Genomic DNA, 25,568 nt, shown 5'->3' with positions numbered 1-25,568 from the left:
GGGCTTAGAGGCTGCCCGCTACGCCACCGCCACCCGGTAGTGCTTCTCGATGATTGCCTTGATGTCGTCGTGGCAGCCGCCGCAGCCGGTCCCGGCGCGGGTGGCGGCCGAGACCTGGGCCACCGTCCCGCACCCGTCGGATGCCGCCGCGGCAATGGCCGTCCCGCTCACCCCGGCGCAGCGGCACACGGTGCGCTCCGGATCGGCCGCAGCCACCCCCGCCTGGTCCGGTCCGTCGAGGCGGAGCAGCAGCGACCGGTCGGCCGGGAGCTCGTCACCTCGCTCAAAGAGCTGCACCAGCTCGGCCGCGGCGCGCGGCATCCCCACGGCTACGAGGCCTTCCAGCACCCCGGCCCGGGTGGTCATCTTGACGTAGCGGCCGTGTCCGGGATCGGCCCACTGGGCAACCTGCAGCGGCGCCCGGCCGTTCACCGCCCCTGCGGTCAGGGCTTCCTCGTCCCACGGATCGGCGGAAACATCGCGGGCCACGGCGACGTTCATACCGCGGGCCTTGAGCACGATCACCCCAGGTTGTTCCGCTGGCAGTGCCGGCAAGGCTTCGGCCTCCGCCCCGGCGCCGGACCCCAACAGGGTCAGGTAGTCGGCGAGCCATTCGGCCTGCCGCCAGCCTGGTCCGACCAGCCCGGACGGCCCGCGCGCGGTCCGGCACTCCATGCACTCCGGGTCCGGGCAGCGGACCTCGACGCAGTCGCCGATCGCAAAAATATGGGGCTCGTGGTGGGCGCGGAGCTTGTGGTCCACCAAGATCCCGGCGCCGATCGAGAGTCCGCAGCCCTCCGCCAGTTCCGTCCGCGGCCGCACGCCGCAGGAAAGCACCAGCAGCTCGCCGTCGATCGCGGAACCGTCGTCCAGCAGCAGCGCCGAGAAACCGCCGTCGGCCGCCGTCTCCACGGCGACAGAGCGTGCGTTGCCGGTTACCCGTACCCCGCAGTTCCGCAGCGAGGCCGCGAGCACGGCGCCGCCGCCGCGGTCGATGTTCCGCCCCAGCGGATGCGGGCCGTTGTGCACCACGGTCACGGTGGCGCCCTCCTCAGCCGCGGCCAGCGCCGTCTCGAGGCCAAGCACGCCGCCGCCGAGGACCACCAGGCGCTTGCCGCCGGCCACCGCGGCCCGGAGCTTTGACGCGTCGCGGAGATCCCGCAGCGCGGTCACCCCCGCGGGCAGCACCGGGGCGGCGGGGTCCGGGTTTAGCCCGGTCAGGTTGGGGATCACCGGCCGGGAGCCGGTGGCGAAGACCAGCCGCTCGTACCCCGGGGAGCTGCCGTCGCTCAGCAGGACCCGCTGCCGGGCGCGGTCCACCCGGCGGACCCGGATGCCGAGGCGGACGTCCACGCCGTCGGCCACCAACGCCGCCGCGTCCGCGAGGGCCAGGGCTGCCTGCGTGGTCCGGCCGACGCCGAGATCGGCCACCAGGACGCGGTTGTAGGCTGCCTCGGACTCTTCACCGATCACCGTCAGATGCACGATGCCGCCGCGCACGGCCGGCAGCAGCGCGTCGATCAGCCTCGCGGCGACCGGCCCGAAGCCCACCACCACAATTCGCTCCGTCATGAGGTCTCCTCCGCTTGAAGTACGAGGCCTGGGACACCGCTGCGATCGCCGGGTTCGCGCTCGAGCACGACCTCGCCGGGAACCGCCGGCCGAATCCAGACCCTGCTGCTCTTGAACTCGGGCATCCCGGAAATGGGGTCCGTGGCCGCCTCGGTGAGCCGGTTGGCGCTCTGGAGCTCCGGGAAATGGAACGGCAGGAACACCGTCTCCGGGCGGATGTCCGGGCTCAGTTCGGCGCGGCACCTCACCACGCCGCGCTCATTGGAAATCGAAACGAAGTCGCCGTCGGCGATGCCCTGGGCGGCTGCCGCGGCGGGGTGCAGTTCCAGCCGCGCCTCCGGCCGGGCTTCGTCGAGCGCGGCCACCCGGCGGGTCTGCGCGCCGGACTGGTAGTGCTCCATGAGCCGACCGGTGATGAGGGTCATCGGCCGTCCGGACTGCTCAGCGCCGGCGCCCTCCGCCGCCGAAGGACCACGGCGGGGCGCCACCGGGGTGAACACCGCCCGGCCATCGGCGTGGGCAAAGGAGTCGAGGAACAGCCGCGGGGTCCCGGTGCTCCCGGTCGGGTACGGCCAATAGGCTTCCTCGCCGCGGTCCAGCATGGCGTAGTCGATCCCGGAGTAGTCGGCCAAGCCGCCGGCGGACGCGAGGCGGAGTTCTTCGAACACGGTTTCCGGATCCTCGCTAAACGCCGAGGGTGCCTCCAGCAATTCGGCCAGCCGGGTGATGATCCATAGTTCACTGCGCACCCCGGGCGGGGGAGCGATCGCCCGCCGGCGGCGGAGCACCCGACCCTCGAGGTTGGTCAGGGTGCCTTCCTCCTCAGCCCACTGGGTCACCGGCAGGATCAGGTCCGCCTCGGCGGCGGTCTCGGAAATGAAGAAGTCGCAAACTACCAGGAAGTCCAGGCTCCGCAGACCGGCGGCCACGGCGTTCGCGTCCGGGGCTGACACTGCCACGTTGGCTCCGTGCACGAACAGGCAGCGGACGCCGTCGGGCTGTCCCAGCGACCTGAGCAGTTCGACGGCGGGGACACCCGGCCCGGGGATGGAGGACTCCGGGACGCCCCAGACCGCCGCGATGTGGGCGCGGGCGACGGGGTCGGCAATCTTGCGATAGCCGGGGAGCTGGTCGGCCTTCTGGCCGTGTTCGCGGCCGCCCTGGCCGTTGCCCTGACCGGTAAGGGTGCCGTAGCCGCTGCGCGCCGAGCCCGGCAGCCCAAGCAGCAGGGCGAGATTGATCGCCGCGGTGGCGGTGTCGGTGCCGTCGACATGCTGTTCGATGCCGCGGCCGGTGAGGATGTAGCTGCCACCCTGCAGGGCGCCGGCGGCCAGCCGCCGTGCGGTGTCACGGATCAGCCCGGCGGGAACCCCGGTGAGGGATTGCACCCGCTCGGGCCAGTAGGGGGCGACGCTCCGGGCCAGGACCGGGTAGTTCGTGGTCCGCGCCGCGATGTAGCCGCTGTCCGCCAGGCCCTCGTGGACCACCACGTGCGCGAGGCCCAGCAGCAGGGCCAGGTCCGTGCCTGGCAGCGGCTGAAGGTGCAGGCCCCCGCCGTCGGCGGTGAAAGCCGCGGTGGCGGAGCGGCGGGGGTCGACGACGATCAGACCGCCGGCGTCGCGCGCCCCCCGCAGGTGCTGGATGAACGGCGGCATGGTCTCGGCGACGTTGGAGCCGAGCAGCAGGATGGTGCTGGCGGCATCGAGGTCCGCCAGCGGGAACGGCAGCCCGCGGTCCAGACCGAAGGCGCGCATCCCGGCCGCGGCGGCCGAGGACATGCAGAACCGGCCGTTGTAGTCGATCCGCGAGGTGCCCAGGGCGAGCCGGGCGAATTTGCCCAGCTGGTAGGCCTTTTCGTTGGTGAGTCCGCCCCCGCCGAAGACGCCGACGGCGTCGGGCCCGTGCTCGGAACGGGCCTTCCTTACCGCCGTGGCGGTGAGTTCCAGCGCTGTCTCCCAGCTGACCGGGCGGTGGACGCCGTCGGCGCCCCTAAGCAGGGGCTCGGTAACGCGCTCCGGGTGGTGCAGCAGCGCCGCCGAGGTCCAGCCCTTGCGGCACAGTCCGCCGCCGTTGGTGGGGAAGTCCCGACCGGCCACCTCCAGCGGGGCAGCCAGCGCTGCCGGAATTGCAGTCGCTGCCGGAAATGCAGCGGCCGGGGGAACGGCAGCCGGCGCGGTCAGTGTCATGGCGCACTGCAGGGCGCAGTAGGGGCAGTGGGTGGCGGCGCCGGCGGTCATCTAGACGTGGCCCTTTCCGTGACGGGTGGCGGGGCGCAGGTAACAGGCCCAGCACACCAGCAGCATCACGACGTAGGCCGCGACGAAGCCGTAAAAGGCCGGGGTGTAGGAGCCGCTGGCTGTGTTGGAGGCGTTGAGGACCTGTGGGATCACGAAGCCGCCGTAGGCGCCGACCGCGGAAATCAGGCCCAGCGCGGAGGAGGCCAGCCGCTGGGTGTCAACCGTGCTGGCCCCGGAGAGCGCCGCCCGGCTGTGCAAGGCGAAGATCACCGGGATCATCCGGTAGGTGGCCCCGTTGCCGAAGCCGCTGGCAGTGAACAAGGCCAGGAAGAGAACCAGGAAGAGCCAGAAGCTCCCCAGCGGCAGGGTCCAGACCATGGCCAGGGTGATGACTGCCATCGCGCCGAACGCGGTCACGGTCATCCGTGCCCCGCCCAGCCGGTCAGCCATCCTCCCGCCGAAGGGCCGGGCCAGGGAGCCGACCAGCGGGCCCAGGAACGCCAGCGACAACGCCACGGTTCCGACGCCGATCGAGGAGAACGCCGGGAAGTAGTCCTTGATGAGCTTGGGGAACACGCCGGCGAAGCCGATGAAGGAGCCGAAGGTGCCGATGTAGAGCAAGGCCATCACCCACAGGTGCGGTTCCCTGACGGCGGCGAGCGAGCCGGCGACATCGCCCCTGGCGCTGGTCAGGTTGTCCATGTACTTCCAGGCACCGAACGCGGCGAGCAGGATCAGCGGGATCCACATCAGCCCGGCGACGGGCAGATTCACGGAGCCTGCGGCCAGCAGAGTGACGGCGACCGGTACGGCGAGCTGCGCAACGGCGGCGCCCAGGTTTCCGCCTGCGGCGTTCAGCCCCAGCGCCCAGCCCTTTTCGCGGGCCGGGTAGAAGAACGTGATGTTGGCCATCGAGCTGGCGAAGTTTCCGCCGCCGAAGCCGGCCAGGGCGGCAACGAGCAGCATCACACCGAACGGAGTGCCCGGGTTGCCGACGCAGAGCGCCAGCCCGGTTGAGGGAACCAGCAGCAGCATGGCCGAGACGATGGTCCAGTTCCGGCCGCCGAAGCGCGGGACCATGAAGGTGTAGGGGATCCGCAACGTCGCGCCAACCAGGCTGGGCATCGAGATCAACCAGAAGATTTCGTTGGTGGAGAAGCGGAAGCCGGCGGCGGGGAGCTGGACCACCACAATCGACCAGAGCTGCCAGACCACAAAACCCAGGAACTCGGCGAAGATGGACCAGTTCAAGTTCCGGCGGGCGATCCCGCGGCCCAGAGACTCCCACTGGGCCTTGTTTTCGGCGTCCCAGTTGGCAATCCACCGGCCCGGCCGGTACTCCAGCGCCGGGCCGCCGACGGCGGTGCGTTCGGCGGTGCGTTCGGCGGATGCTGCGGCGGGCGCGGCGGCCGCTCCAGCAGCGGCGTCGTGGTTCGGGGAAACGCCGGTTGCGGCGTCTGCAATGCCTTCAGCAGTCACGGGGACCTCCATCGTGGTGTCCCTCAAAACTAGGGACGCCGCGTTTCGGGGACGCTCGTGGTTTGTTAACGCGCTGTGACGTTTGCCTAACGTGGCTTGCGCCACAGCGTGAGGCGGAGTCGGGGACCGCTGGCGGGGTGTCCAAGGGGTGGGACCGTGCTCACGTCCAAATACTGGACTATTTGTCCATTGGGTGGACTTCGGCGACTATTATGTCAGATATATCCATTCCTTTGCCGGACGTCCCTCCGCAGGTCGATCCGGTCTTCACGAAAGCGTCACCACATGTCATCCACTGCCACGTCGACGAAGAATGGGGCCAAGCAGGTGAACTCGCGCGGCCGCGTGATCGTCGCCAGCCTGATCGGCACCACCGTTGAGTTCTACGACTTTTATGTCTACGCCACAGCCGCCGTGCTGGTTTTCCCGAAGCTCTTCTTCCCAGGCCAGAACGAGACCACCCAGCTGCTCAGCTCTTTCGCCGTCTTCGGCGTCGCCTTCGTCGCGCGCCCGCTCGGCTCGATCGTCTTCGGCCACTTCGGTGACAAGTTCGGCCGCAAGGGCACCCTCGTCGCCTCCCTGCTGACGATGGGTGTTGCCACCTTCCTGATCGGCTGCCTGCCCACCGCCTTGGTTCCGGGCTGGGAGTTCTGGGCGCCGGCGCTGCTGGTCGTCATGCGCTTTGCCCAGGGCCTGGCCCTCGGCGGTGAATGGAGCGGCGCGGCCCTGCTGGCCACCGAGAACGCCCCGGCCAACAAGCGCGCCATCTACGGCACGTTCCCTCAGCTCGGTGCGCCGATCGGCTTCATCATCGCCAACGTGCTGTTCCTGGTCTTCAGCTACGCCCTCACTCCTGCGGCATTCATGGAGTGGGGCTGGCGGGTGCCGTTCCTGGTCAGCGCGGTCATGGTGATCATCGGCCTCTACGTCCGCCTCAAGCTGATTGAAACCCCGGCCTTCACCAAGGTCCTGCAGTCCAACGAGGTCGCCAAGCTGCCTGTCGGCCGCGTCTTCAAGACCAGCTGGCGTCCGCTGATCCTGGGCACGTTCATCATGCTGGCCACCTACGTGCTCTTCTACCTGATGACCACGTTTACGCTGACCTACGGCACCAAGCCGACCCTGGCAGGGGCGCAGGCTGCTGCCGAGAAGGCCGGCAAGCCGATGACGGACGCGGCAGCCGCCGCCTTCGTCCCAGGGCTCGGCTTCACACGCAACGACTTCCTGTGGATGCTGATTGCCGGCGTCGTATTCTTCGGCATCTTTACCCTCGTGTCCGGCCCGCTGGCCGAAAAGTACGGCCGCCGCAAGATGCTGATGAGCGTGACCGCAGGCATTTTCGTCTTCGGCCTGCTGTTCGTCCCGCTGTTCAGCGGCGGCTTCGTCGGAACCATGGGCCTGCTGATCCTCGGCTTCAGCCTGATGGGCCTGACGTTCGGACCGATGGGCGCGATCCTGCCGGAACTGTTCCCGACCAACGTCCGGTACACGGGCTCGGCCATCAGCTACAACGTCTCCAGCATCCTGGGTGCGGCCGTGGCTCCGTTCATCGCCGTCTGGCTCTGGGAGATGGCCAAGGGCAGCCCGGTGCTGGTGGGTGTCTACCTCAGCGTGATGTCCTTGCTGACCCTGATCGCCCTGTTCGTGAGCAAGGAAACCAAGAACGTCGACTTCGAAAACAACGTGGCCTGACGCTCCAAGCCGTTTCTTGACCAGGAATGCCCGGCGTGTTCGCGGAACACGCCGGGCATTCCGGCGTCACGACGCTCCCGCAGATGTGGCGCCCTCTGGCCCGACGCTCCCTCAGCTCTCGCGCGGTTTGGCACGACGCTCCCGCAGCTCTCGCGCGGTTTGGCACGACGCTCCCTCGTCTGTCCGTTTCTGAAGATACGGGAGCGTCGTGGGTAGGGCGGCAGGATCTACGGGAGCGTCGTGGGTAGGGCGGCAGGATCTGCCGGAGCGTCGTCGGAATGGCGGCAGGATCTGCGGGAGCGTCGCCGGAATGGCGGCAGGATCTGCGGGAGGGTCGCCGGTGTTACCGGGCGTAGCGTTCCGCGAAATTGCGCAAGATGGCCATCGGCTCGGTGGCGTGGTGTTGCCGGGCCTGGACCATCAGTTCCTCGGCCGAGTCGGGCGGGAAGTAGCCCGCGTGCCGGTAGATGTCGATCCGCGTGACGAGGCCGTCGGCGTCGAGTTCGGGGTGGAACTGGGTGGCGTAGAGGTTGGAGCGGATCCGGAACATCTGCACCGGGCAGGTCGCGGAGCTTGCCAGCAGCACCGCGCCGCGGGGCAATACCGTGCAGGCCTCTTTATGGCCCACGAACGCCGTAAAGCTCTCCGGCAACCCCTGCAGCAGCGGATCCAGCAATCCCTCCGGTGTGAGGCTGATGGTCACACCGCCCAGCCCCTCGCCGTAGGTCCGGTCGATCACGGCGCCCTGGTGCAGGCCCAAGGTCCCGACGCCGTAGCAGGCGCCCAGGAACGGGAAGTCTTCGGCCACGATTCGGTCCAGCAGGGCGAACAGTTCGCGCTCCACCCGGTGCTGGGCCTCGCTCTTGTGCTCCGCCGGGTCGCTGGAGGTGAAGGGGCTGCCGCCCACGATCACGCCGGAATAGCGCTCCAAGTCGAGCCGGGGCAGCGGGGCGGCTTCCATCCGGATCCGGTGCAACTGGGCCTCGGCGAGGCCGGTGTAACGCAGGTAGGCGAGGTATTCGTCGTCGGCGGCGGCGTCCTCGGCGCGGGAGGCGAGCAGCAGGAATGGCTTCACGTAACCAAGTCTGCCCCCGCCATCCCGTTGCCGCTATTCGGCCGTCTCGCCGTCCTCGATCGTGGCGATGAGGGCGCCCGCGGCGACGGTCTCGCCGGCCGCGGCGGCGAGAGCGATCACGATTCCGGCGCGGTGCGCCGTGAGCGGCTGCTCCATTTTCATGGCTTCGAGCACGACGACGAGGTCACCCTCGGCCACGCGGTCGCCCTCGGCGACGGCGACCTTCACGATGGTGCCCTGCATGGGGGAGGTCAGCGCGTTGCCGCCGGCCGGAGCCGCCGTGCCGCCGCCGCGGGACCGCTTCTTGGCCTTGGCCGGCTTGCCGCCGCCGGAAACGGTGCCCAGCGATGCCGGCAGCACGACTTCGAGGCGCTTGCCGCCGACCTCGACGACGACGCGCTGGCGTTCGCCGGCGTCGGCCGCCTCAGGGCCGGTCCCGTTCGGAGTCCAGGCGGGGATGTCGTTGACGAAGGCGGTTTCGATCCAGCGGGTGTGGACCTTGAACGGGCCCTCGGCCGGGGCGAAGTCGGGGTTGGTGACGACGGCGAGGTCGAACGGAATAACGGTGGGGATGCCCTCCACCACCATCTCTTCGAGGGCGCGGCGGGAGCGTTGCAGCGCCTGGCTGCGGGTGGCGCCCGTGACGATCAGCTTGGAGAGCATCGAGTCGAAGTTGCCGCTGATGATGTCGCCTTGTTCCACGCCGGAGTCAATCCGCACGCCGGGGCCGGTCGGGTTCTTCAGGCTGGTGATGGTGCCGGGGGCGGGCATGAAGTTCCGGCCCGGGTCTTCGCCGGTGATGCGGAACTCGATTGAGTGGCCGCGGACCTCGGGGTCGCCGTAGCCGAGCTCCTCGCCGCGGGCCAGCCGGAACTGTTCCCGGACCAGGTCAATGCCGGTGACTTCCTCGGAGACGCAGTGCTCGACCTGCAGACGGGTGTTGACCTCCAGGAAGGAGATGGTGCCGTCCTGGCCCACCAGGAACTCGCAGGTGCCGGCGCCCAGGTAGCCGGCCTCCTTCAGGATGGCCTTGGAGGATTCGTAGAGGCGCCGGTTCTGCTCCTCGGTGAGGAAAGGCGCAGGCGCTTCTTCGACGAGCTTCTGGTTGCGGCGCTGCAGCGAGCAATCCCGGGTGGAGACGACGACGACGTTGCCGTGCGCGTCGGCGAGGCACTGGGTCTCGACATGGCGCGGGGCGTCCAGAAAGCGTTCGATGAAGCACTCGCCTCGGCCGAACGCGGCGGTGGCCTCGCGCACGGCGGATTCGAAGAGTTCGGGGATTTCCTCGCGGGTGCGGGCCACCTTGATGCCGCGCCCGCCGCCGCCGAAGGCCGCCTTGATGGCGATCGGCAGGCCGAACTTGTCCACGAATTCGAGGATCTCCTCGGCTGATTCCACCGGGTCGGCGGTGCCGGGGACCTGCGGCGCGCCGACCTTTTCGGCGATGTGGCGGGCCTGGACCTTGTCGCCGAGGGCGGAGATGGCCTCGGGGGAGGGCCCGATCCAGGTGATGCCGGCGGCGATTACCCTGGCCGCAAATTCGGCGTTCTCGGCGAGGAAGCCGTAGCCGGGGTGGATTGCGTCGGCGCCGGAGCGCTGCGCCACTTCGATCAGCTTGTCCATCACCAAGTAGGACTCGGCGGCGGTGTTGCCACCCAGGGCGTACGCCTCGTCGGCAAGCTTGACGTGGAGCGCGTCCCGGTCCGGATCCGCGTAGACGGCCACGGAGGCGAGGCCTTCATCGCGGGCGGCACGGATGATGCGCACCGCAATCTCGCCGCGGTTGGCGATCAGCACCTTGTTCAGGCGGTTGGCGCCCGTGGTGGCGGCGGGCTCTGGCTGGGCGGACTGCTCCGAAATTGCTGACAAGGCGTCTCCTTCTTTCCTTAGGGGAGCCTAGCGCGGTTTTGTGGGGTCCGCCGATATTACTTGCGGATTCCGCGCGTAAACAGGCGATCCTTTGTGGGATTCCTACAAGGCGGTGCGCATCGGCTCACTCGGCGCGGACGTCGGCCGGGTCGGCCGCCCCGCCGGTCCAGAGCTCGGTGACGCCCACCTTGGCCTGACCCAGGAGGCCGCGCAGGGTGGAGATGGAGAGCCCGACGACGGTGTGCGGGTCGCCGTCGACCTTACGGATGAAGGCCCCGCCGTAGCCGTCGATCGTGAAGGAGCCGGCGCACTGGAGCGGCTCGCCGGTGGCGATGTACGTGTCGATCTCGTCTTCGCTCATCTCCATGAAGTGCACCTCCGCGGAGGTGACGGAGCCAAGCGTCGCGCCGGTGCCGGTGCCGGTGCCGGCGCCGTCGTCGGGCGCCTCGGAACCGGTGTCGCGGCAGTCCACCAGCCAGTGGCCGGTGTGCAGCACGCCCATGCTGCCGCTCATCCGCAGCATCCGCTCCTTGGCAACCTCGGCGGTGTAGGGCTTGCCGTGGGCCTCGCCGTCGAACTCGAAGACCGAATCGCAGCCGATCACTAGGGCGCCGTCGGCCTCCGGCAGCGAGGCAACCGCCTCGGCCTTGGCGCGGGCCAGCAGCAGAGCTGTGTCATGCGGGTCGGTCACGCCGTAGCGGGCCTGCACTGCACCCTCATCCACATCGGAGACGAGGACCTCGTGGGCGATGCCGGCGTTGCGGAGCAGTTTGGTGCGGGCTGGGGACTGGGAAGCGAGAATGAGGCGGGTCACGGCTCCAGCCTAGTTCACGGCCTGGAAGCAAGGCCGGGGCGGGGCGAAAGACTCTGGTTTCGGCGATCTGGCGGTGGTGAGCTTGGGCCAGCATCCGACAGAGAATCGAGGATTCCATGGCCGGTTGGCTCTTCGCAGGCGCCACCACGGTGGGCGCCGGAACCTATTTTGGCTGGGACGGTTTTACCATTCAACTGGGCAACCTGGTTGTGATCCTGGTGATGATCGTTCTCTTTGTGCTGGCACTCGTTCTTCCGTTTCCGGGCGGGAAGCGGCGGAAATGACTGCGCAAAGCCAGCCAGCGCACGGCTTGCCGGCAGAGGACAACGACGCGCACACCTGGACCGGCAAAGCCCGCCGGTGGATGCTCGGGAAGCTGCCCCCGGACAAGCTCCTGCCCGAGGACCAGCCAAGCTATGTCATGTCCTGGGCCTATGTCTTCGGCATGGGGGCCGTCGCTTCGCTGCTCTGGATCATCATTTCCGGCGTTGTGCTGGGACTGAACGGGCCCCAGTGGTACCACGTGTCCGCCCTTGGCAGCTTCGTCAACAGCACGCATCTGTGGAGCGTCGAACTGTTTTTCATGTTCATGGTGGTGCACCTCTGGCTCAAATTCTGGATGGCGGCCTGGCGCGGCGGCCGGGTCCTGACCTGGATCACCGGCATGCTCTCCTTCATTGTTTCCATCGTGGCGGCATTCACCGGGTACCTCCTGCAGACCAACTTCGATTCCCAGTGGATAGCCTTCGAGGCCAAGGATGCGCTGAACGCCGTGGGAGTGGGCGCGTGGTTCAACGTGGCCAACCTCGGACAGATCTTCATTTGGCACATCACCTTGCTGCCCTTGGCCGTGGGTGCCGTGGTGGTCCTGCATGTCTTGCTGGTCCGGGTCCACGGTGTGGTGCCGCCGCTGGAGGCCGACGACGGCGACGCCCAGTTGCGAGGCAGCGGCCAGGTCCCGGGCCATCCCCTGGCGCCCGGCGCCTTGCGGGATAACGCCAAGTCCGGGGACGCGGCGTGAAGGCCGGCAAGAGCGGCGGTTCCACCTCGTGGCGCAAGGGGGACGGCGTTGCCGGTAGGCCGTGGACAGGTGCGGTCCGTGAATACGACCTCCTCAAGGAACTCACCATCGGGGTTGTGGTGGTGGGACTCTTGGTGCTCGGTGTGTCCGCACTCTTCGGTGCCCCGGATGAGCCCAGCGTCAGCCTCAAGACGTGGGCCGCCGCCGCCCCGGCAGACTTCGTGGCAACTGCCGCAAAGGAGCTGGGAGGAACCAGCGATACGGCAGGGTACGGGCCGCCCTACAATTCCACGGCGGACGCGTCGCAGAAAATCGGCCCGATCGACCTCCAAAGTTTCTCCGGCGTGCGTCTCCCGGTCGATACCGCCAGGGATTTCGTCATCGGTCCGCTGCAGTCCTTGCCGTCCCCCCCGGCCGCCTTGGCCGACTGGGCGGCCGCCACCGACGAGCAACGGGCCAGCTGGACCGCCGCCTATTCAGACGCCCTGGCCGCTGCCCCCGACGACGACCCGGCCAAGGTGGCCGACGGCGCCTATGGCCCGGTCCCCGCGCTCACCGGGGCGTTGCTGGACATGGCGCGGCAAGGCACCCTGGATGGCGTGCTTCAGGGCGGCGGAAACTTCTACAACATGGACTACACCCGCAGCCTCCTGTTCCTCGGAGACGGCAGCTACTTCCCGGATCTTGCGGCCAGCCAGCACCTCTCCGGAGACCAATGGGGCGTGATGAACGAGACCGGTGACACCCCCGGACAGTCATGGCTGTGGCTCTTCTCGCTCCTCTACCAAGTGGAACCGTTCAAGTCCTCGCCGAGTGTCGACGCACTGGCAGTCCTCACAATGGTCGTGCTGACTGCGCTGCTGACGCTGCTGCCCTTCATTCCGGGCCTGAGGTCGATCCCGCGCAGGCTGCCCGTTCATCGTCTGATCTGGCGGGACTACTACCGAAACCGGTAATACTGGAACAGTCCTTGAGCCGGCATGACCCAGCCAAAAGTTGACGTGCCTGGCGGCACTGTCTTCCCGACGATCTGTCTGCCGGCTCAAGGTCCGTTAAAAGGGGTGTCGAGCCAGGCGGACATGACCTCATAGGAGCCTGATACGACCAGTCCCATTACCGTTTTGTCTGCCCACCTGGCCCGCGCCCGATCAGTATCGAACTCGACTGAGGGGCAATTTCCATCGTGGCAAGCGAACCAACAAAAATCATCGCGGGTATCGACACCCACGCCGACACACACCACGTAGCCGTCACCAACGAACACGGCAAACCCCTCGCGGACAGGGAATTCCTAGCCGTGGGATCCGGATACCGGAAAATCATCGACTTCATCACCTCCTACGGCACAGTCATCGCCGTCGGGGTCGAAGGAACAGGATCCTACGGCGCCGAGCTCGCCAGGACTCTCCGGGGTGAAGGGATCACCGTGCTGGAGGTCAACCGCCCGAACCGGGCCGCCCGCCGACTCGAGGGAAAGTCCGACCCGCTGGATGCCTACCAGGCCGCCAAGTCCGTCCTCGAGGGACGGACGAAGGCGATCCCAAAGGCCAAAGACGGCCCCGCTGAATGCCTGCGGATCCTACGTTCCGGGCGCACATCAGCCATCAAGGCCCGCACCGCGGCCATCAACCAAATCAAGGCCCTCCTCGTATGGGCGCCGGACAAAATCCGGGCGAAATACCGGGCACTGGCCACCTCCGCGCTCATTACTGCCCTGCAGCGAACCAGGCCCTCAGGACACATGGCTGACCCCGAGTACGTGACCCTGCTGACGCTCAAGGCATTGGCAGCCCGCTGCCAGGCGCTGGGAGCAGAAATCGAGGCTGCCGACGCGGCACTCAAGGAAATCCTGGACAGCTACGCCCCGATGCTCTGCGATCTCCCAGGAGTCGGTACCGAAGTAGCCAGCCAGCTGTTGATCACCTTCGGGGACAACCCGGACCGCCTGGGAAACGAAGCCCGATTCGCCTCGCTCGTCGGAGTCGCACCCGTACCAGCCTCATCAGGCAAGACAACCCGCCACCGGCTCAGCCGAGGCGGCGACCGCAACGCCAACAATGCCCTGCATCAGGTAGTCCTGGTCCGCATGGCCTCATGCCAACGAACCAAGGATTACGTGGCCAAACGCACGACCGAGGGCAAGAGCAAACGCGAAATCATGCGCTGCCTCAAACGCTACGCAGCCCGCGAAATCTACCGCCAGATCACCAACCCCCGGCCAGCACCTAACAACTCAGACCTCCGACGCATGCGGACCGAACTCGGGCTCACCATCACGACCGTAGCCGGCGAACTCGGCCAATGGGTGTCAATCATTTCGCGCCTGGAACGCGGACACATCCGAAATGACGGCCTGGCCGCGACCTACCGCCAATGGCTCAGCCAGCAAACGGCAGCCCATCTACAGTCAGGGAAGCTGGCAGTGAAGTCGAAGGAAGCCTGGTGTCTTAGGGACACTTCTGGACAGCAAGCCTTGCGCCGGCCTCACGGTGCCGGCGCTGCGGCATGCCAAAACCTCAAGGCCAGAAAGGTCGTATCGACCAGTGAGCTGTCCCGGCGGTCCGACGCCTATGACATCGGTGCTTGGGATGAGATTTAACAGGAACTCGGCACAAACGAGATGCAATTGGAGGCCGGACTGCAGGTTCAGTCCGGCCTCCAGAAGAGGTGCCCGATGGTTACAAGCGGTTATTCGTTGGCGAGGCTGACGACGAGGCCCGGCGCACAAGCGAGCGAATCACAAGGACCTCGTAGACGAGGAATAACCCGACCAATAGGAAGTCGTACCACTCGGCTTGGAGACGAATCAGCAAGGCGCCCAGACCGACTACTCCCAGGAGTTGGGTAGTCATAATGACGGACCAGGGAGTCGGCTCGATTTTCTTATCCACAGGAGATAACAATGCTACCTCCTGCATACAGAACGCCACTGCCATAAGCAGCCCATCCAATGGCGCCCACGGGCATGGTAAGAGACACAATCACTCCGATCGCAGCATATGCACAGCCGACCGAAACTGGGTAGCCCCGGGGAATCAAGTCGGGGCTATAGTGGGCGACATGCCGTCCGGAAATGTATGAATCCAGCCAGCCGTGGCAGGCGAGAATCTCTTTTCCGTACCACCCCATCGTCACGCCGTTGTACCCGGTGCAGTAGTTGTCGTACTCGCCTGTTGCCATCAGAGTCAGATCTGAACCCTCAGTTGGTCCAGGCACTCTACCCTCTGGAAGTCGCCTCGCGCTTGGAGGCGACGTCTCAACTCCTGCTGAACAGCTGCCGACTGAGGCCCGTTCAACAACGCTTCCAACCTACTGTTTTCCCCTCGAAATGCTTCGTCAACCGCTCGCACGATTGCATCACTTTTCGGATCAGCGTTTGTGCTCCTGGACTCTTGCGAAGTTGCGTTACTAGCGGCGAGTTGTGGGACTGCGTTGGCGCCGCTTCCTCCCAGTAGTAGCGCAGCGCATGTGGCCAGAACAATGCTCGCTCTTCTGATTCGGCTCTGATACATCTTTCTCCCCCATGAGTAATGAATCGAACCTCGACCATATGCCTAATCGATGGATTTCCCTTCGCATTAGAAATTTTGTAATTACTCCGTTACTAGAATTGACAAGCCCATGCCGTCCTGCGGATGCGCCATGGCGACCGTGGCCGATCCTGCACGGCGCCAAACCGGCAGCCGAAGGTCCAGCCCGGAATTTTGTCGGCGTATAGCTAGCGCGTCGCGGAGCATGGTCCAGAGGACTTTGAACAGAACGAATAGGTTTGACAGCTATAGGAGCATCGTTGATGCAACGCGGCGGGGCTACCGGGCCGCGGCCTCCGCGGGCTCCGGCTCGGTCGCGTCGCCACTCGCGGCGGCGTCGGACTTGCGCAGCTTGGCGCCCTCGACGTCGACGTCCGGGAGGATGCGGTCCAGCCAGCGCGGCAGCCACCAGGCCTTGCTGCCGAGCAGGTACATCACGGCCGGGACGATCGTCATCCGCACCACGAAGGCGTCGATCAGCACGCCGAAGGCCATCGCAAAGCCCAGCGGCCGGACCATATTCAGGTGCGAGAAGATGAAACCGGAGAACACGCTGACCATGATGATCGCGGCGGCGGTGACCACCGCCGCCGCATGGCTGAAGCCGGCGCGGACCGCGCGCTTGGCTGTTTCGCCGTGCATGTAGGACTCGCGCATCCCGGAGGCGATAAACACCTGGTAGTCCATCGCCAGGCCGAACAGCACACCGATCAGGATGATCGGCAGGAAGCTGAGCACCGCCCCGGGGTTCTCGACCCCGAACACGGCACCCAGCCAGCCCCACTGGTACACCGCGACGACGGCGCCGAACGCGGCGGCGAGCGAGAGCAGGAACCCGCCGGTCGCCAGCAGCGGCACCCAGATGGAACGGAACACGAGCAGCAGCAGGAGCAGCGAAAGTCCGACCACGATCGTGAGGTACGGCGGCAGGGCGTCCCCGAGTTTGGTGGACACGTCGACGTTGCCGGCGGTCTGTCCGGTTAGGCCGATGCTGACCCCGGTGGAGTCCTTGATCTGGGCCTTTTCGGCGCGGAGTTCGGAGACCACGTGGACGGTGCTGGCGCTGGCCGGACCCTCCTTCGGGAGGATCTGGAAGACCGCGGTGCGGCGGTCCTCGCTCAGGGCCAGCGGCACGGCGGCGGCCACGTTGTCCGTGCCGCGCAGGATGTCCGCGACGTCGAACTGCTTGGCCTGCGCATCGGCGGCGCTCAGGTCCGCCGGCAGGTCGCCAACCACAATGATCGGCCCGGTCATGCCCTCGCCGAAGCTCCGTTTCGTGACGTCGTACGCCTTGAAAGCCTGCGAAGCCACCGGCTCGGAGCTGGCGTCCGGCAGGGCGAGCCGCAGCTGGCTGGCGGGCAGCGCCACCACGCCCAGCAGCAGCACGCCCGCCAGCAGCGACAGCCACGGGTGCCTCGTGACGACGCCGCCCCAGCCGTGGCTGCTGCGGTATTCGTCCTTGGCCAGGTCCTCGGTCTCGTGCCCGGGCGCGGCGTTGTGCTGCTCCGCCTTGGCCCAGGCCCGTTTGGACACCAGCTTGCGCCCGATCAGCGACAGGACCGCCGGCGTGAGGGTCAGTGCGACGACGACGGCGACGGCCACCGTGGCGGCGGCCGAGAGCCCCATGACGGCCAGGAAGGGCAACCCCGGCACCACGAGGGCCGCGAGGGCGATGATGACCGTGAGGCCGGCGAACAGCACCGCGTTGCCGGAGGTGCCGGTGGCCAGCGAAACGGACTCCTCGGGGTCCATCCCGGCGAGCAGTTGGCCGCGGTGCCGGTTGACGATGAACAGGGAGTAGTCGATCCCGACCGCGAGGCCGAGCATGAGGGCCAGCATCGGGGAGATGGAGCTCATGTCCACGGCGCCGCTGAGCGCGAAGGTGCCACCGACGCCGACGCCGACGCCGACTATGGCCATCAGCAGGGGAAGCCCGGCGGCGATCAGCGTGCCGAGCATGACCACCAGGACCAGGGCGGCGACCGCGATGCCGATGACCTCGGCGGTGCCGAAGATCTCCGAGATGTCCTCGCTGATCTCCTTGCTGGGCAGCGCCGTCACGTTGGCGGCGGAGACCTCTTTGACGATGTCCTGGACTTCCTGCCGCACTTCCGGCTTGAGCCCGTTGATCGAGGTCTTGAACTGCACCTGGGCAATGGCGGCCTTGCCGTCCTCGGAGACGAAGCGCAGGCCCCTGGAAGCGTCCAGCTGGCGTTGGCCCAGCGCCAGCTTGGCCTTGCCGGCCGCGAGGTCCTTGGTGCCGGCGTCGAGCTTCGCCTGGCCTTCGGCGAGGGCTGCCTTCTGCTGTCCCAGCCGTGCCTCGATGGCCGCGGTCGGCAGCCCGGCCGCAGTCATCTGCGCTTCTGCGGCATCCAGCTGGGCCCTGCCGGCGGCGAGATCCGCGGCGGACTTGTCCAGCTGGGCCTTGCCCGCGGCGGCCTGTTGTTCGCCGGTGGCAAGATCGGCGCCGGCCTTGTCCAGCTGCGCCTGGGTGGCAAAGGGATCAACGGTTCCCTGCACGTCCGGGATGGTCTTGAGCTTGGCCAGCGCGGCGGAGACAGCGGCCTGGCCGGCCGGGCTGAACCGCGCGTCGTTGGCTTCGAAGACAATGCTCGCGGAGCCGCCGGAGGAGGCGGGGAGGTCCTTCTTGAGCTTGTCCGCCATCTGCTGGGTCTCGGTTCCAGGGATCTGGAAGTTGTTGGACAGCGTGCCGTGGAAGGCCGCTGCGGCCCCGCCCACCGCCACCATGACGGCAAGCCACAGCGAGATGACGAGCCAGCGGCGGCGGTAGGAGAATTTGCCGAGGCGATACAGCAGTAGTGCCATGTCAGAACCGATCTGCGGAAGGGGCGGCGGAGGGAGTGGCTGCCGGAGCGGCTGCCGGGGAGGCGAATCCGGAGCCGAGAAGGCTCATGGAGTCGATCAGTAGCTGGCGCAGGGTGGAGAGCGATTCGGGGGAGAGCGAGCCTTGGCAGCGGGCGAACCAGACGTCCATGGCTGCTTTGCCGCAGGAGATGATGGAGCCGGCGAGGGCGCGGAGGTACAGTTCGTCGATCTCGATTCCGGCCTCCTGACCGAAGCGCACCCGGGCGGCGTCGATGATCTCCGCTGTGCAGTGGTCCCAGGCTTCCAGTTCGGACCGGTTCAGCTGCGGGTTGGACTGGCCCAGGCTGTAGAGCTCGGCCAGCGGTGCCACGGTCATGGGGTCAGCGAGCTCAACCAGGGCGGCGCGCGCGGATTCCAGGATCGGCTCGCCGGCGGGGCGGAGCCGGAACTGCTGGAGTGCCTTGTCCAGGAACCCGTGGGTTGCCGAGGCAAGGGCCGCCTCGGTGCTGCTGAAGTAGTTGAAGAAAGTTCGGCGGGAAATGCCGGCCGCCTCGGCGATGTCCTCCACGGTGAAGTTGCCTGGCCCCTTGCCGCGGAGCAGCCCGACTGCCGCTTCCGTGATGGCCTGGCGGGTGGCTGCCTTGTTCAGCTCCCGCCGCGAGGGCGCCCCGGCGTCGGCGTGGGCTGCCGTGTTGGACGGGGGAGGAGTGGGCATGCGATTACACTACGTGCATGTTTGCACTCAGGGCAACTTTATTTGCCGGCCTCGGTGTGGGCCGGCGCGAGCCGGATCGATTGGCCCGTGGCGCCTGCTTCGCCGTCGCCCAGCGGGACCGCCAGCACGGCCGTCCCGTAGGCGCAGATTTCCGTCCAGTTGTTGGCCATATGCGCCGTGTCGAAGCGCATCGCAACAATTGCGTTGGCACCCCGCTGCGCGGCCTCTGCGACCATCCTGGCCATGACCTCCTGGCGGCTGTCGTAGAGGACTTGGGTCAGTTCGTGGAGCTCACCGCCGGCCAGCGACCGTAGGCCCGCCACCACCTGCGCGCCGATGTCCCTCGAGCGGACGGTGAGCCCCATGACCTCGCCGAACACGGCGTCAATCCGGTGGCCCGGGATGTCGTTCGAAGTGACGATAAGCATGCCCTGAGCCTAGCCACTTTGCCGGCCGAGGCAACGGGAAAGTCCTGCGGAAAATCATTCACAGGAAGCTGAAAGGTTGTGAACAGCTCTGCCTGAGCCCCAGGGGTCAGACTGGGGGCAGGTCTCGCGGAGAGACCGCAGCGAACGGAGCCGTCACCTGGCGGCAGACTGAGGAGACAGTACATGTCACGCACCAAGAGAATCACGCTCGGCATCTCTGCCGCCGCGCTGGCCGTGGGCGCCGGCCTTGGATTGGCCGGGATGGCCTCAGCCACCACGACGCCGACGCCCGCCCCCAGCGCGAGTGCCGGCACCGCCGTGCCCGGTGACGGCAGCGGACGTGGTGGCCACGGCCACGGCGGCGAACGCGCCGGTCTTGGCGGAGCGAACGCCGCCGAACTCGCCACCAAACTCGGCGTCGACAAAGCCAAGGTCACCGCCGCCCTGAAAACCTTCCGAGACGCGCACAAGCCCACCACTCCGCCGGCCGCCGGCACCAAGCCGGACCGCACCGCACTGCAGGCGGAGCTGGCCAAGTCGCTCGCCTCATCGCTGGGCATTGACGAGGCCAAGGTCACGGCCGCCCTCGAGGAGCTCCGCACCGCCGAGCAGGCGGACCACGCCGCGGCGCTGAAGACCAGGCTGGACAAGGCTGTCAGCAACGGCACCCTGACCCAGTCCGAGGCCGACGCAGTCACCAAGGCCGTGCAGAAGGGCGTCATCGGCGGAGGCGGCCGCTAGGACTGCTTGACACCAACGCACCACAGCCGCTGAGGCAACGAAGAAGTCCCCGGGAACTGGGTTCCCGGGGACTTCTTCGTGCCGTTCGGTTTGAGCAGCCAGCCGGAGGGTTAAGCCTTGGCGCCGGCCAGTTCGCGTGCCTCGGACGCGTCGGAGGCGGAGTCGCCGGCGTGGACGTCAGCAGCGGCAGCGGTGGCGACGGCGTCGTCACTGAACGGGTCACCGTGGCGGGGCGCGTTGTAGAGCGACTCGTCCAGGATGCCCTGGCGCTTGGCGACGATCGCGGGGATCAGGGCCTGGCCGGCCACGTTGACCGCGGTGCGGCCCATGTCCAGGATCGGGTCCACGGCCAGCAGGAGCCCGACGCCGGCCAGAGGCAGTCCCAGCGTGGAGAGCGTCAGGGTGAGCATGACGACGGCGCCGGTGGTGCCGGCGGTCGCGGCGGAGCCCAGCACGGCGACGAGGGCGATCAGCAGGTACTGGCTGAAGTCCAGGTGGATGCCGAAGAACTGGGCCACAAAGATGGCCGAGATAGCAGGGTAGATCGCGGCGCAGCCGTCCATCTTGGTGGTGGCGCCGAGCGGCACGGCGAAGGAGGCGTAGGCGCGGGGGACGCCCAGGTTGCGTTCGGCGACCCGCTGGGTAAGCGGCAGGGTGCCGATCGAGGAGCGGGAAACGAAGGCCAGCTGCACGGCCGGCCAGACGCCGGAGAAGTACTGCTTGATGGACAAGCCGTGGCTGCGGACCAGGATCGGGTAGACCACGAACAGCACGAGGGCCAGACCGACATAGATCGCGAACGTGAACTTGCCGAGCGAGCCGATGGTGTCCCAGCCGTAGACGGCAACAGCGTTGCCGATCAGGGCCACGGTACCCAGCGGGGCGATCCGGATGATCCACCAGAGGACCTTCTGGATCACGGCCAGGGCGGAGGCATTGAGGTTCAGGAACGGTTCGGCGGTCTTGCCCACCTTAAGCGCGGCAATGCCGACGGCGATCGCGATCACCAGGATCTGCAGGACATTGAAGCTCACGGACGTGCTGGCGACGCCGTCGGTGACGGTGGTGCTGGCGCCGAGGCCCAGGAAATTCTTCGGGAACAGCCCGATCAGGAAGGCCCACCAGTCGCCGGACTTGCCGGCGTACTTGGCCTCCTGGGTGATGCCGGTGCCGGCGCCGGGCTGCAGCAGCACGCCCAGCCCGATGCCGATCAGGACGGCAATCAGCGACGTGATGGCAAACCACAGCAGCGTGTTCCAGGCCAGCCGGGCCGCGTTGGACACGGCGCGCAGATTGGAGATGGAGCTGACGACAGCAGTGAAGATGAGCGGCACGACGGCGGTCTGCAGCAGCGAGATGTAGCTCGAGCCGATGGTCTGCAGGGTGGCGCCGAGGGCGTTGGGGTTGGTTTTGGTGCTGCCCGTGTACTTCGCGAGCAGGCCGAGGCCCAGGCCCACGATCAGGGCGGCAATGATCTGGAAGCCGAACGAGCTGGCCCATTGGGGCAGCCGGAAACCGGGCTTACCTGCGGTTGCGGAGGTGCTTGTCTGAGTGGTCACCCGGACACGCTAGGGCCCGGCCGCATATCATGACGAACCAACGTTGAGAAATGTTACGCGCCCCGTTGTCTGTCGCGCGCACAAGTTCCCTGGAAAGAAGCCGCAAGGCCACCCGTTTGTGAAGTTATTCCAACCCGAAGTGTGGTGATTGTCTCGCCCAAGGCCCCGGGGAGCAGGCATCCGGCAGCGTGCGTCTAAGCGAGGGCCCACGCCGTCAGGGTTCCCTGGCCGAGCTTGCGAGGCTAGGGAGACGGTGGGGAGAACGAGCGAGCACGCAGAGGATGTCTGTCCCCCGGGACAGCGCGGCCCGGCCTACCCCAGGAGCGCGCGCTTCAGGGTGTCCAGGCCCACCGAACCCATGTTCAGCGCCTTGGTGTGGAACGCCTTGAGGTCGAAGCCGGGCCGGGCTTCGAGCTCGGCCCGGATCTGCTCCCAGAGCCGCTGGCCCACCTTGTACGACGGCGCCTGTCCCGGCCAGCCGAGGTAGCGGGTGAACTCGAACTTAAGCTGGCCCTCACTGATCGCAAGGTTCTTCTTGAGGAACTCGTACCCCGTGTCCGGGGTCCAGGTGCCCGACCCCCAACGATCAGGCACCTGCAACTCGAGGTGCACGCCAATGTCGAACACCACGCGGGCGGCGCGCATCCGCTGCATGTCGAGCATGCCCATGTGGTCGCCCGGGTCCTTCAGGTAGCCCAGCTCCTGCATCAGCTTCTCGGCGTAGAGTGCCCAGCCCTCGCCGTGTCCGGAGGTCCAGCAGACGTTGCGGCGCCATTTGTTGAGCAGTTCGCGGCGGTAGGTGGCGGTGGCGACCTGCAGGTGGTGGCCGGGAACGCCCTCGTGGTAGACCGTGGTGGTCTCGGCCCAGGTGGTGAAAGTGTCCTCGCCCGGCGGCACTGACCACCACATCCGGCCGGGACGGCTGAAGTCATCCGAAGGACCCGTGTAGTAGATGCCGCCTTCCTGGGTGGGGGCGATTTTGCACTCGAGGGTCTTCATGACGTCCGGGATGTCGAAGTGCACGCCAGCGAGGTCGGCCACAGCCTTGTCCGAGAGCTCCTGCATCCAGGCGCGCAGGGCGTCGGTGCCCTTGAGCTGCCGGGACGGATCGTTGTTCAGGATCTCCTTGGCCTCGTCGACCGTCGCGCCGGGGCGGATTTCCCCGGCCACGCGCTCCTGCTCGGCGATCAGGCGGTCCAGCTCCTGTACGCCCCAGGCGTAGGTCTCCTCCAGATCCACGGCGGCGCCGAGGAAGGACCGGGACGCCAGGGCGTAGCGCTCCCGGCCCACGGCGTCCTTCTCCGGGGCGGCCGGGAGAAGTTCGGATTCCAGGAAGCCGGCCAGCCGGGCGTAGGCGGAACGGGCGGCGGCAGCGCCGGCGTCGAGCTTGGACTGCAGGTCCTCGGGCAGCGGACCGTCCGCGGTCTTGGCGTCGGCGGCGAGCTTGGCGAAGAAGCCGTCGTCGGCCGCATGCCTGGTGGCCTGTTCAATCACGATCTTCACCTGGCGGATGGCGGCAACTTTGCCGTCCTCCTTGGCGGCGCGCAGGGACACGATGTAGCCGTCGAGGGCCGCCGGAACGTTGTGCGCGCGTCCGGCGATGTGGTCCCAGTGTTCGGCCGTCTCCGTCGGCATGAGATCGAAAATGGCGCGGATGTCCTGCGAGGCGGAGGCGATGTTGTTCAGGTCGGCCAGGTCCCAGCCGGACTCGTGGATTTCCAGCTGCAGGCCCAAGCGTTCGCGCATCGCGTCAAGGGTGACAGCGTCGACGTCGTCGGCGGGCTCCAGCCCGTCGAGGGCGGCGAGGGTTTCGCGTGCGGCGGCGGCGAAGGCCTCCTGCCCGGCGGGCGAGAAATCCTGGTATTCGGTTTCGTGGCCGGGCAGGCCGAGTTCCGTTGCGAAGCTCGGGTTAAGCCGGATCAGGGTGTCGGTGTAGGCATCGGCCACGGCGTCGATCGCGGTTTTCGCGCGCGCGGGGACGGGGCAGGGAGTGGTGTTCTCAGTGGTTTCGGTAGTCACCCGAATGAGACTAGCCGGGCCGGGGCGGTTATGAAAGGGTTACTGAACTTTTCCTAGCCGCGGCTGCGCTTCCACGAACCTGGCCCGGGTTTCGGCGCCAGCTGCAGCTGCTGCCGCCGGATCCAGTGCCGAGCGCTGGGCTTCGCCGGCGCGGCGGTTCCGCCGTCGCCAAGGGACAGGACGACGGCGGTGAGCGCCGCCAGCTCCTCCGCCGTCGGCTCGCCCTTGACCACGGCGAGCAGCGGCTGCCCTGCCGGCAAGGCACCAGCTTCGATCCCGGATTCCGACGTCGTCACAGCGGGATGTTTCCGTGCTTCTTGGCGGGCAGGCTGGCGCGCTTGTCCCGCAGGGCCCGCAGGCCCTTGATGATCTGGAGACGGGTCTCGGAGGGGGCAATGACCGCGTCCACGTAGCCCAGCTGCGCGGCCTGGTATGGGTTGAGCAGCTCCTCCTCGTACTGCCGGATGACGTCGGCGCGCTTGGCCTCGACGTCGCCGCCGGCCTCCGCGACCGCGGCGAGTTCGCGGCGGTACAGGATGTTGACCGCGCCCTGGGCGCCCATCACGCCGATCTGCGCGGTGGGCCATGCCAGGTTGAGGTCGGCGCCGAGCTTCTTGGAGCCCATCACGATGTACGCCCCGCCGTAGGCCTTGCGGGTGATCACCGTCAGCTTCGGCACCGTGGCCTCGGCGTAGGCGTAGAGCAACTTCGCGCCGCGGCGGATGATGCCCTGGAACTCCTGGTCCTTGCCCGGCAGGAAGCCTGGCACATCCACCAGCGTGATGATGGGGATGTTGAAGGCGTCGCAGTGCCGGACGAAGCGGGCGGCCTTTTCCGAGGCGGCGATGTCCAGGGTGCCGGCGAACTGCATCGGCTGGTTGGCCACAATGCCCACGGTGTGGCCCTCGACGCGGCCGTAGCCGATGATCACGTTCGGCGCGTAGAGCGACTGCATCTCCAGGAAGTGCGCGTCGTCGACGATCTGCTCGATCACCTTGCGCATGTCGTAGGGCTGGTTGGCGGAGTCCGGGATCAGCACGTCGAGGGCGAGATCGTCGTCGTCGAGCTCCAGCTCCTGGGAGTGCTCCAGTACGGGGGCCTCGGCGAGGTTGTTGGAGGGCAGGAAGTCCAGCAGTTCGCGGACAAACTCGACGGCGTCGGCCTCGTCGGCGGCCAGGTAGGTCGAGGTGCCCGTGTTGGCGTTATGCTGGCGCGCGCCGCCCAGGGTTTCCATGTCCACGTCCTCGCCGGTGACGGTCTTAATCACGTCCGGGCCGGTGATGAACATGTGCGAGGTCTTGTCCACCATGACCACGTAGTCAGTCAGGGCGGGGGAGTAGGCCGCGCCGCCGGCGGAGGGGCCCATGATGAGCGAGATCTGCGGGACGACGCCGGAAGCGTGGACGTTGTTGCGGAAGATGTCCGCGAACATCGCCAGCGAGGCGACGCCTTCCTGGATGCGGGCGCCGCCGCCGTCGAGGATGCCCACCACGGGGCAGCCGTTGCGCAGCGCGAACTCCTGGACCTTGACGATCTTCTCGCCGTTGACCTGGCTGAGTGAACCGCCGTAGACGGAGAAGTCCTGGCTGTAAACGGCCACGGGGCGCCCGTCCACGGTGCCGTAACCGGAGACCAGGCCGTCGCCCAGCGGTTTCTTCTTTTCCATGCCGAACGCGGTGGACCGGTGCACGGCGAGGGCGTCGAACTCCACGAAGGAGCCGGCGTCGAGCAGCAGGTCGATGCGCTCGCGGGCGGTGCCCTTACCGCGGGCGTGCTGCTTGGCGATCGCTTCCGGGCCGGAAGGCTGCTCGGCACGGGCCTGGCGGTCGCGGAAATCGGCAATCTTTCCCGCGGTCGTGGTCAGATCGTGGCTCATCAAGTGTCTCCGGCTCTGTTGTTCTTGCGGTTGTTCGTCACGGCCGTCGCTGGCCCGTGCGGGCCGCTTAGGTGGAATCCACACAAAAACAAGGCCGTGCTGGCAAGTCTAGTGA

General features: G+C 67.5%; 19 protein-coding genes. 6 read left to right on the top strand and 13 right to left on the bottom strand.

What is annotated here, in order from left to right; genetic code table 11:
- Window positions 1-18 precede the first annotated feature (18 nt).
- Genes AC1DGI_RS07440 through AC1DGI_RS07430 form a run of 3 tightly spaced genes read right to left on the bottom strand, consistent with a single transcriptional unit; the run spans window position 19 to window position 5,288 of the window.
- On the bottom strand, window positions 19-1,572 hold the full coding sequence (locus tag AC1DGI_RS07440) for an FAD-dependent oxidoreductase (RefSeq protein WP_476898321.1): 1,554 nt from the start codon (window positions 1,570-1,572) through the stop codon (window positions 19-21).
- Window positions 1,569-3,809 carry a molybdopterin oxidoreductase family protein gene (locus AC1DGI_RS07435; RefSeq protein WP_476898320.1) on the bottom strand — a complete coding sequence of 747 codons (2,241 nt, stop codon included), beginning with the start codon at window positions 3,807-3,809 and terminating at the stop codon, window positions 1,569-1,571. Before AC1DGI_RS07435 ends, AC1DGI_RS07440 begins: the two co-directional genes overlap by 4 nt.
- On the bottom strand, window positions 3,810-5,288 hold the full coding sequence (locus AC1DGI_RS07430) for an MFS transporter (RefSeq protein ID WP_476898319.1): 1,479 nt from the start codon (window positions 5,286-5,288) through the stop codon (window positions 3,810-3,812).
- Window positions 5,289-5,573: 285 nt separating this feature from the next.
- Between AC1DGI_RS07430 and AC1DGI_RS07425 the strand changes: the two genes are divergently transcribed.
- Window positions 5,574-6,980, top strand: a complete 1,407-nt coding sequence (locus AC1DGI_RS07425) for an MFS transporter (RefSeq protein ID WP_476898318.1) — start codon at window positions 5,574-5,576, stop codon at window positions 6,978-6,980.
- A gap of 343 nt (window positions 6,981-7,323) precedes the next feature.
- On the opposite strand, the gene AC1DGI_RS07420 is transcribed toward AC1DGI_RS07425, so the two are convergent.
- The 3 genes from AC1DGI_RS07420 to AC1DGI_RS07410 all read right to left on the bottom strand — a co-directional run bounded on the left by AC1DGI_RS07420 (window position 7,324) and on the right by AC1DGI_RS07410 (window position 10,738).
- Window positions 7,324-8,055 (bottom strand): glutamine amidotransferase, encoded by a 732-nt coding sequence (locus AC1DGI_RS07420; RefSeq protein ID WP_476898317.1) that lies wholly within the window; start codon window positions 8,053-8,055, stop codon window positions 7,324-7,326.
- Window positions 8,056-8,088: 33 nt separating this feature from the next.
- Window positions 8,089-9,915, bottom strand: coding sequence for an acetyl/propionyl/methylcrotonyl-CoA carboxylase subunit alpha (locus AC1DGI_RS07415; protein WP_476898421.1), 1,827 nt, complete (start codon window positions 9,913-9,915; stop codon window positions 8,089-8,091).
- Between the two features lie 133 nt (window positions 9,916-10,048).
- Window positions 10,049-10,738, bottom strand: coding sequence for a Maf family protein (locus AC1DGI_RS07410; protein ID WP_476898316.1), 690 nt, complete (start codon window positions 10,736-10,738; stop codon window positions 10,049-10,051).
- Window positions 10,739-10,854: 116 nt separating this feature from the next.
- Here AC1DGI_RS07410 and AC1DGI_RS07405 point away from each other — a divergent pair, with 116 nt between their 5' ends.
- The 4 genes from AC1DGI_RS07405 to AC1DGI_RS07390 all read left to right on the top strand — a co-directional run bounded on the left by AC1DGI_RS07405 (window position 10,855) and on the right by AC1DGI_RS07390 (window position 14,358).
- The gene (locus tag AC1DGI_RS07405; RefSeq protein ID WP_441403047.1) at window positions 10,855-11,022 is read left to right on the top strand and encodes a hypothetical protein; all 168 of its coding nucleotides are present in this window, start codon (window positions 10,855-10,857) and stop codon (window positions 11,020-11,022) included.
- Window positions 11,019-11,759 carry a cytochrome b N-terminal domain-containing protein gene (locus AC1DGI_RS07400; RefSeq protein ID WP_476898315.1) on the top strand — a complete coding sequence of 247 codons (741 nt, stop codon included), beginning with the start codon at window positions 11,019-11,021 and terminating at the stop codon, window positions 11,757-11,759. The genes AC1DGI_RS07405 and AC1DGI_RS07400 overlap by 4 nt, the downstream gene beginning before the upstream one ends.
- Window positions 11,756-12,715, top strand: a complete 960-nt coding sequence (locus tag AC1DGI_RS07395; RefSeq protein ID WP_476898314.1) for a hypothetical protein — start codon at window positions 11,756-11,758, stop codon at window positions 12,713-12,715. The genes AC1DGI_RS07400 and AC1DGI_RS07395 overlap by 4 nt, the downstream gene beginning before the upstream one ends.
- A gap of 227 nt (window positions 12,716-12,942) precedes the next feature.
- Window positions 12,943-14,358 carry an IS110 family RNA-guided transposase gene (locus tag AC1DGI_RS07390; protein WP_476898313.1) on the top strand — a complete coding sequence of 472 codons (1,416 nt, stop codon included), beginning with the start codon at window positions 12,943-12,945 and terminating at the stop codon, window positions 14,356-14,358.
- 1,210 nt (window positions 14,359-15,568) lie between these two features.
- Here the strand turns inward: AC1DGI_RS07390 and AC1DGI_RS07385 are convergent.
- The 3 genes from AC1DGI_RS07385 to AC1DGI_RS07375 are packed head-to-tail and all read right to left on the bottom strand — an operon-like array spanning window position 15,569 to window position 19,258.
- Window positions 15,569-18,115 (bottom strand): MMPL family transporter, encoded by a 2,547-nt coding sequence (locus tag AC1DGI_RS07385; RefSeq protein ID WP_476898312.1) that lies wholly within the window; start codon window positions 18,113-18,115, stop codon window positions 15,569-15,571.
- 1 nt (window position 18,116) lies between these two features.
- A complete protein-coding gene (locus AC1DGI_RS07380; RefSeq protein WP_476898311.1) occupies window positions 18,117-18,830 on the bottom strand; it encodes a TetR/AcrR family transcriptional regulator in 714 nt (237 codons plus the stop codon).
- A 38-nt stretch (window positions 18,831-18,868) separates the two neighbouring features.
- The gene (locus AC1DGI_RS07375; RefSeq protein WP_476898310.1) at window positions 18,869-19,258 is read right to left on the bottom strand and encodes a YbjQ family protein; all 390 of its coding nucleotides are present in this window, start codon (window positions 19,256-19,258) and stop codon (window positions 18,869-18,871) included.
- 183 nt (window positions 19,259-19,441) lie between these two features.
- On the opposite strand from AC1DGI_RS07375, the gene AC1DGI_RS07370 reads away from it, so the two are divergent.
- On the top strand, window positions 19,442-19,999 hold the full coding sequence (locus tag AC1DGI_RS07370) for a hypothetical protein (protein WP_476898309.1): 558 nt from the start codon (window positions 19,442-19,444) through the stop codon (window positions 19,997-19,999).
- 110 nt (window positions 20,000-20,109) lie between these two features.
- Here the strand turns inward: AC1DGI_RS07370 and AC1DGI_RS07365 are convergent, their stop codons facing one another.
- The 4 genes from AC1DGI_RS07365 to AC1DGI_RS07350 form a co-directional block, all read right to left on the bottom strand.
- The gene (locus tag AC1DGI_RS07365) at window positions 20,110-21,558 is read right to left on the bottom strand and encodes a dicarboxylate/amino acid:cation symporter (RefSeq protein ID WP_476898308.1); all 1,449 of its coding nucleotides are present in this window, start codon (window positions 21,556-21,558) and stop codon (window positions 20,110-20,112) included.
- A 312-nt stretch (window positions 21,559-21,870) separates the two neighbouring features.
- The gene (locus AC1DGI_RS07360) at window positions 21,871-23,577 is read right to left on the bottom strand and encodes a DUF885 domain-containing protein (RefSeq protein ID WP_476898307.1); all 1,707 of its coding nucleotides are present in this window, start codon (window positions 23,575-23,577) and stop codon (window positions 21,871-21,873) included.
- 53 nt (window positions 23,578-23,630) lie between these two features.
- Window positions 23,631-23,873, bottom strand: a complete 243-nt coding sequence (locus AC1DGI_RS07355) for an acyl-CoA carboxylase subunit epsilon (RefSeq protein WP_441400625.1) — start codon at window positions 23,871-23,873, stop codon at window positions 23,631-23,633.
- Entirely contained in the window at window positions 23,870-25,453 is a 1,584-nt protein-coding gene (locus AC1DGI_RS07350) for an acyl-CoA carboxylase subunit beta (protein WP_476898306.1), read from the bottom strand. Before AC1DGI_RS07350 ends, AC1DGI_RS07355 begins: the two co-directional genes overlap by 4 nt.
- Window positions 25,454-25,568 lie beyond the last annotated feature (115 nt).

It is taken from the genome of Arthrobacter sp. 05N428_2, from assembly GCF_056397065.1.
This window is presented reverse-complemented; position numbering and strand designations above follow the sequence as displayed.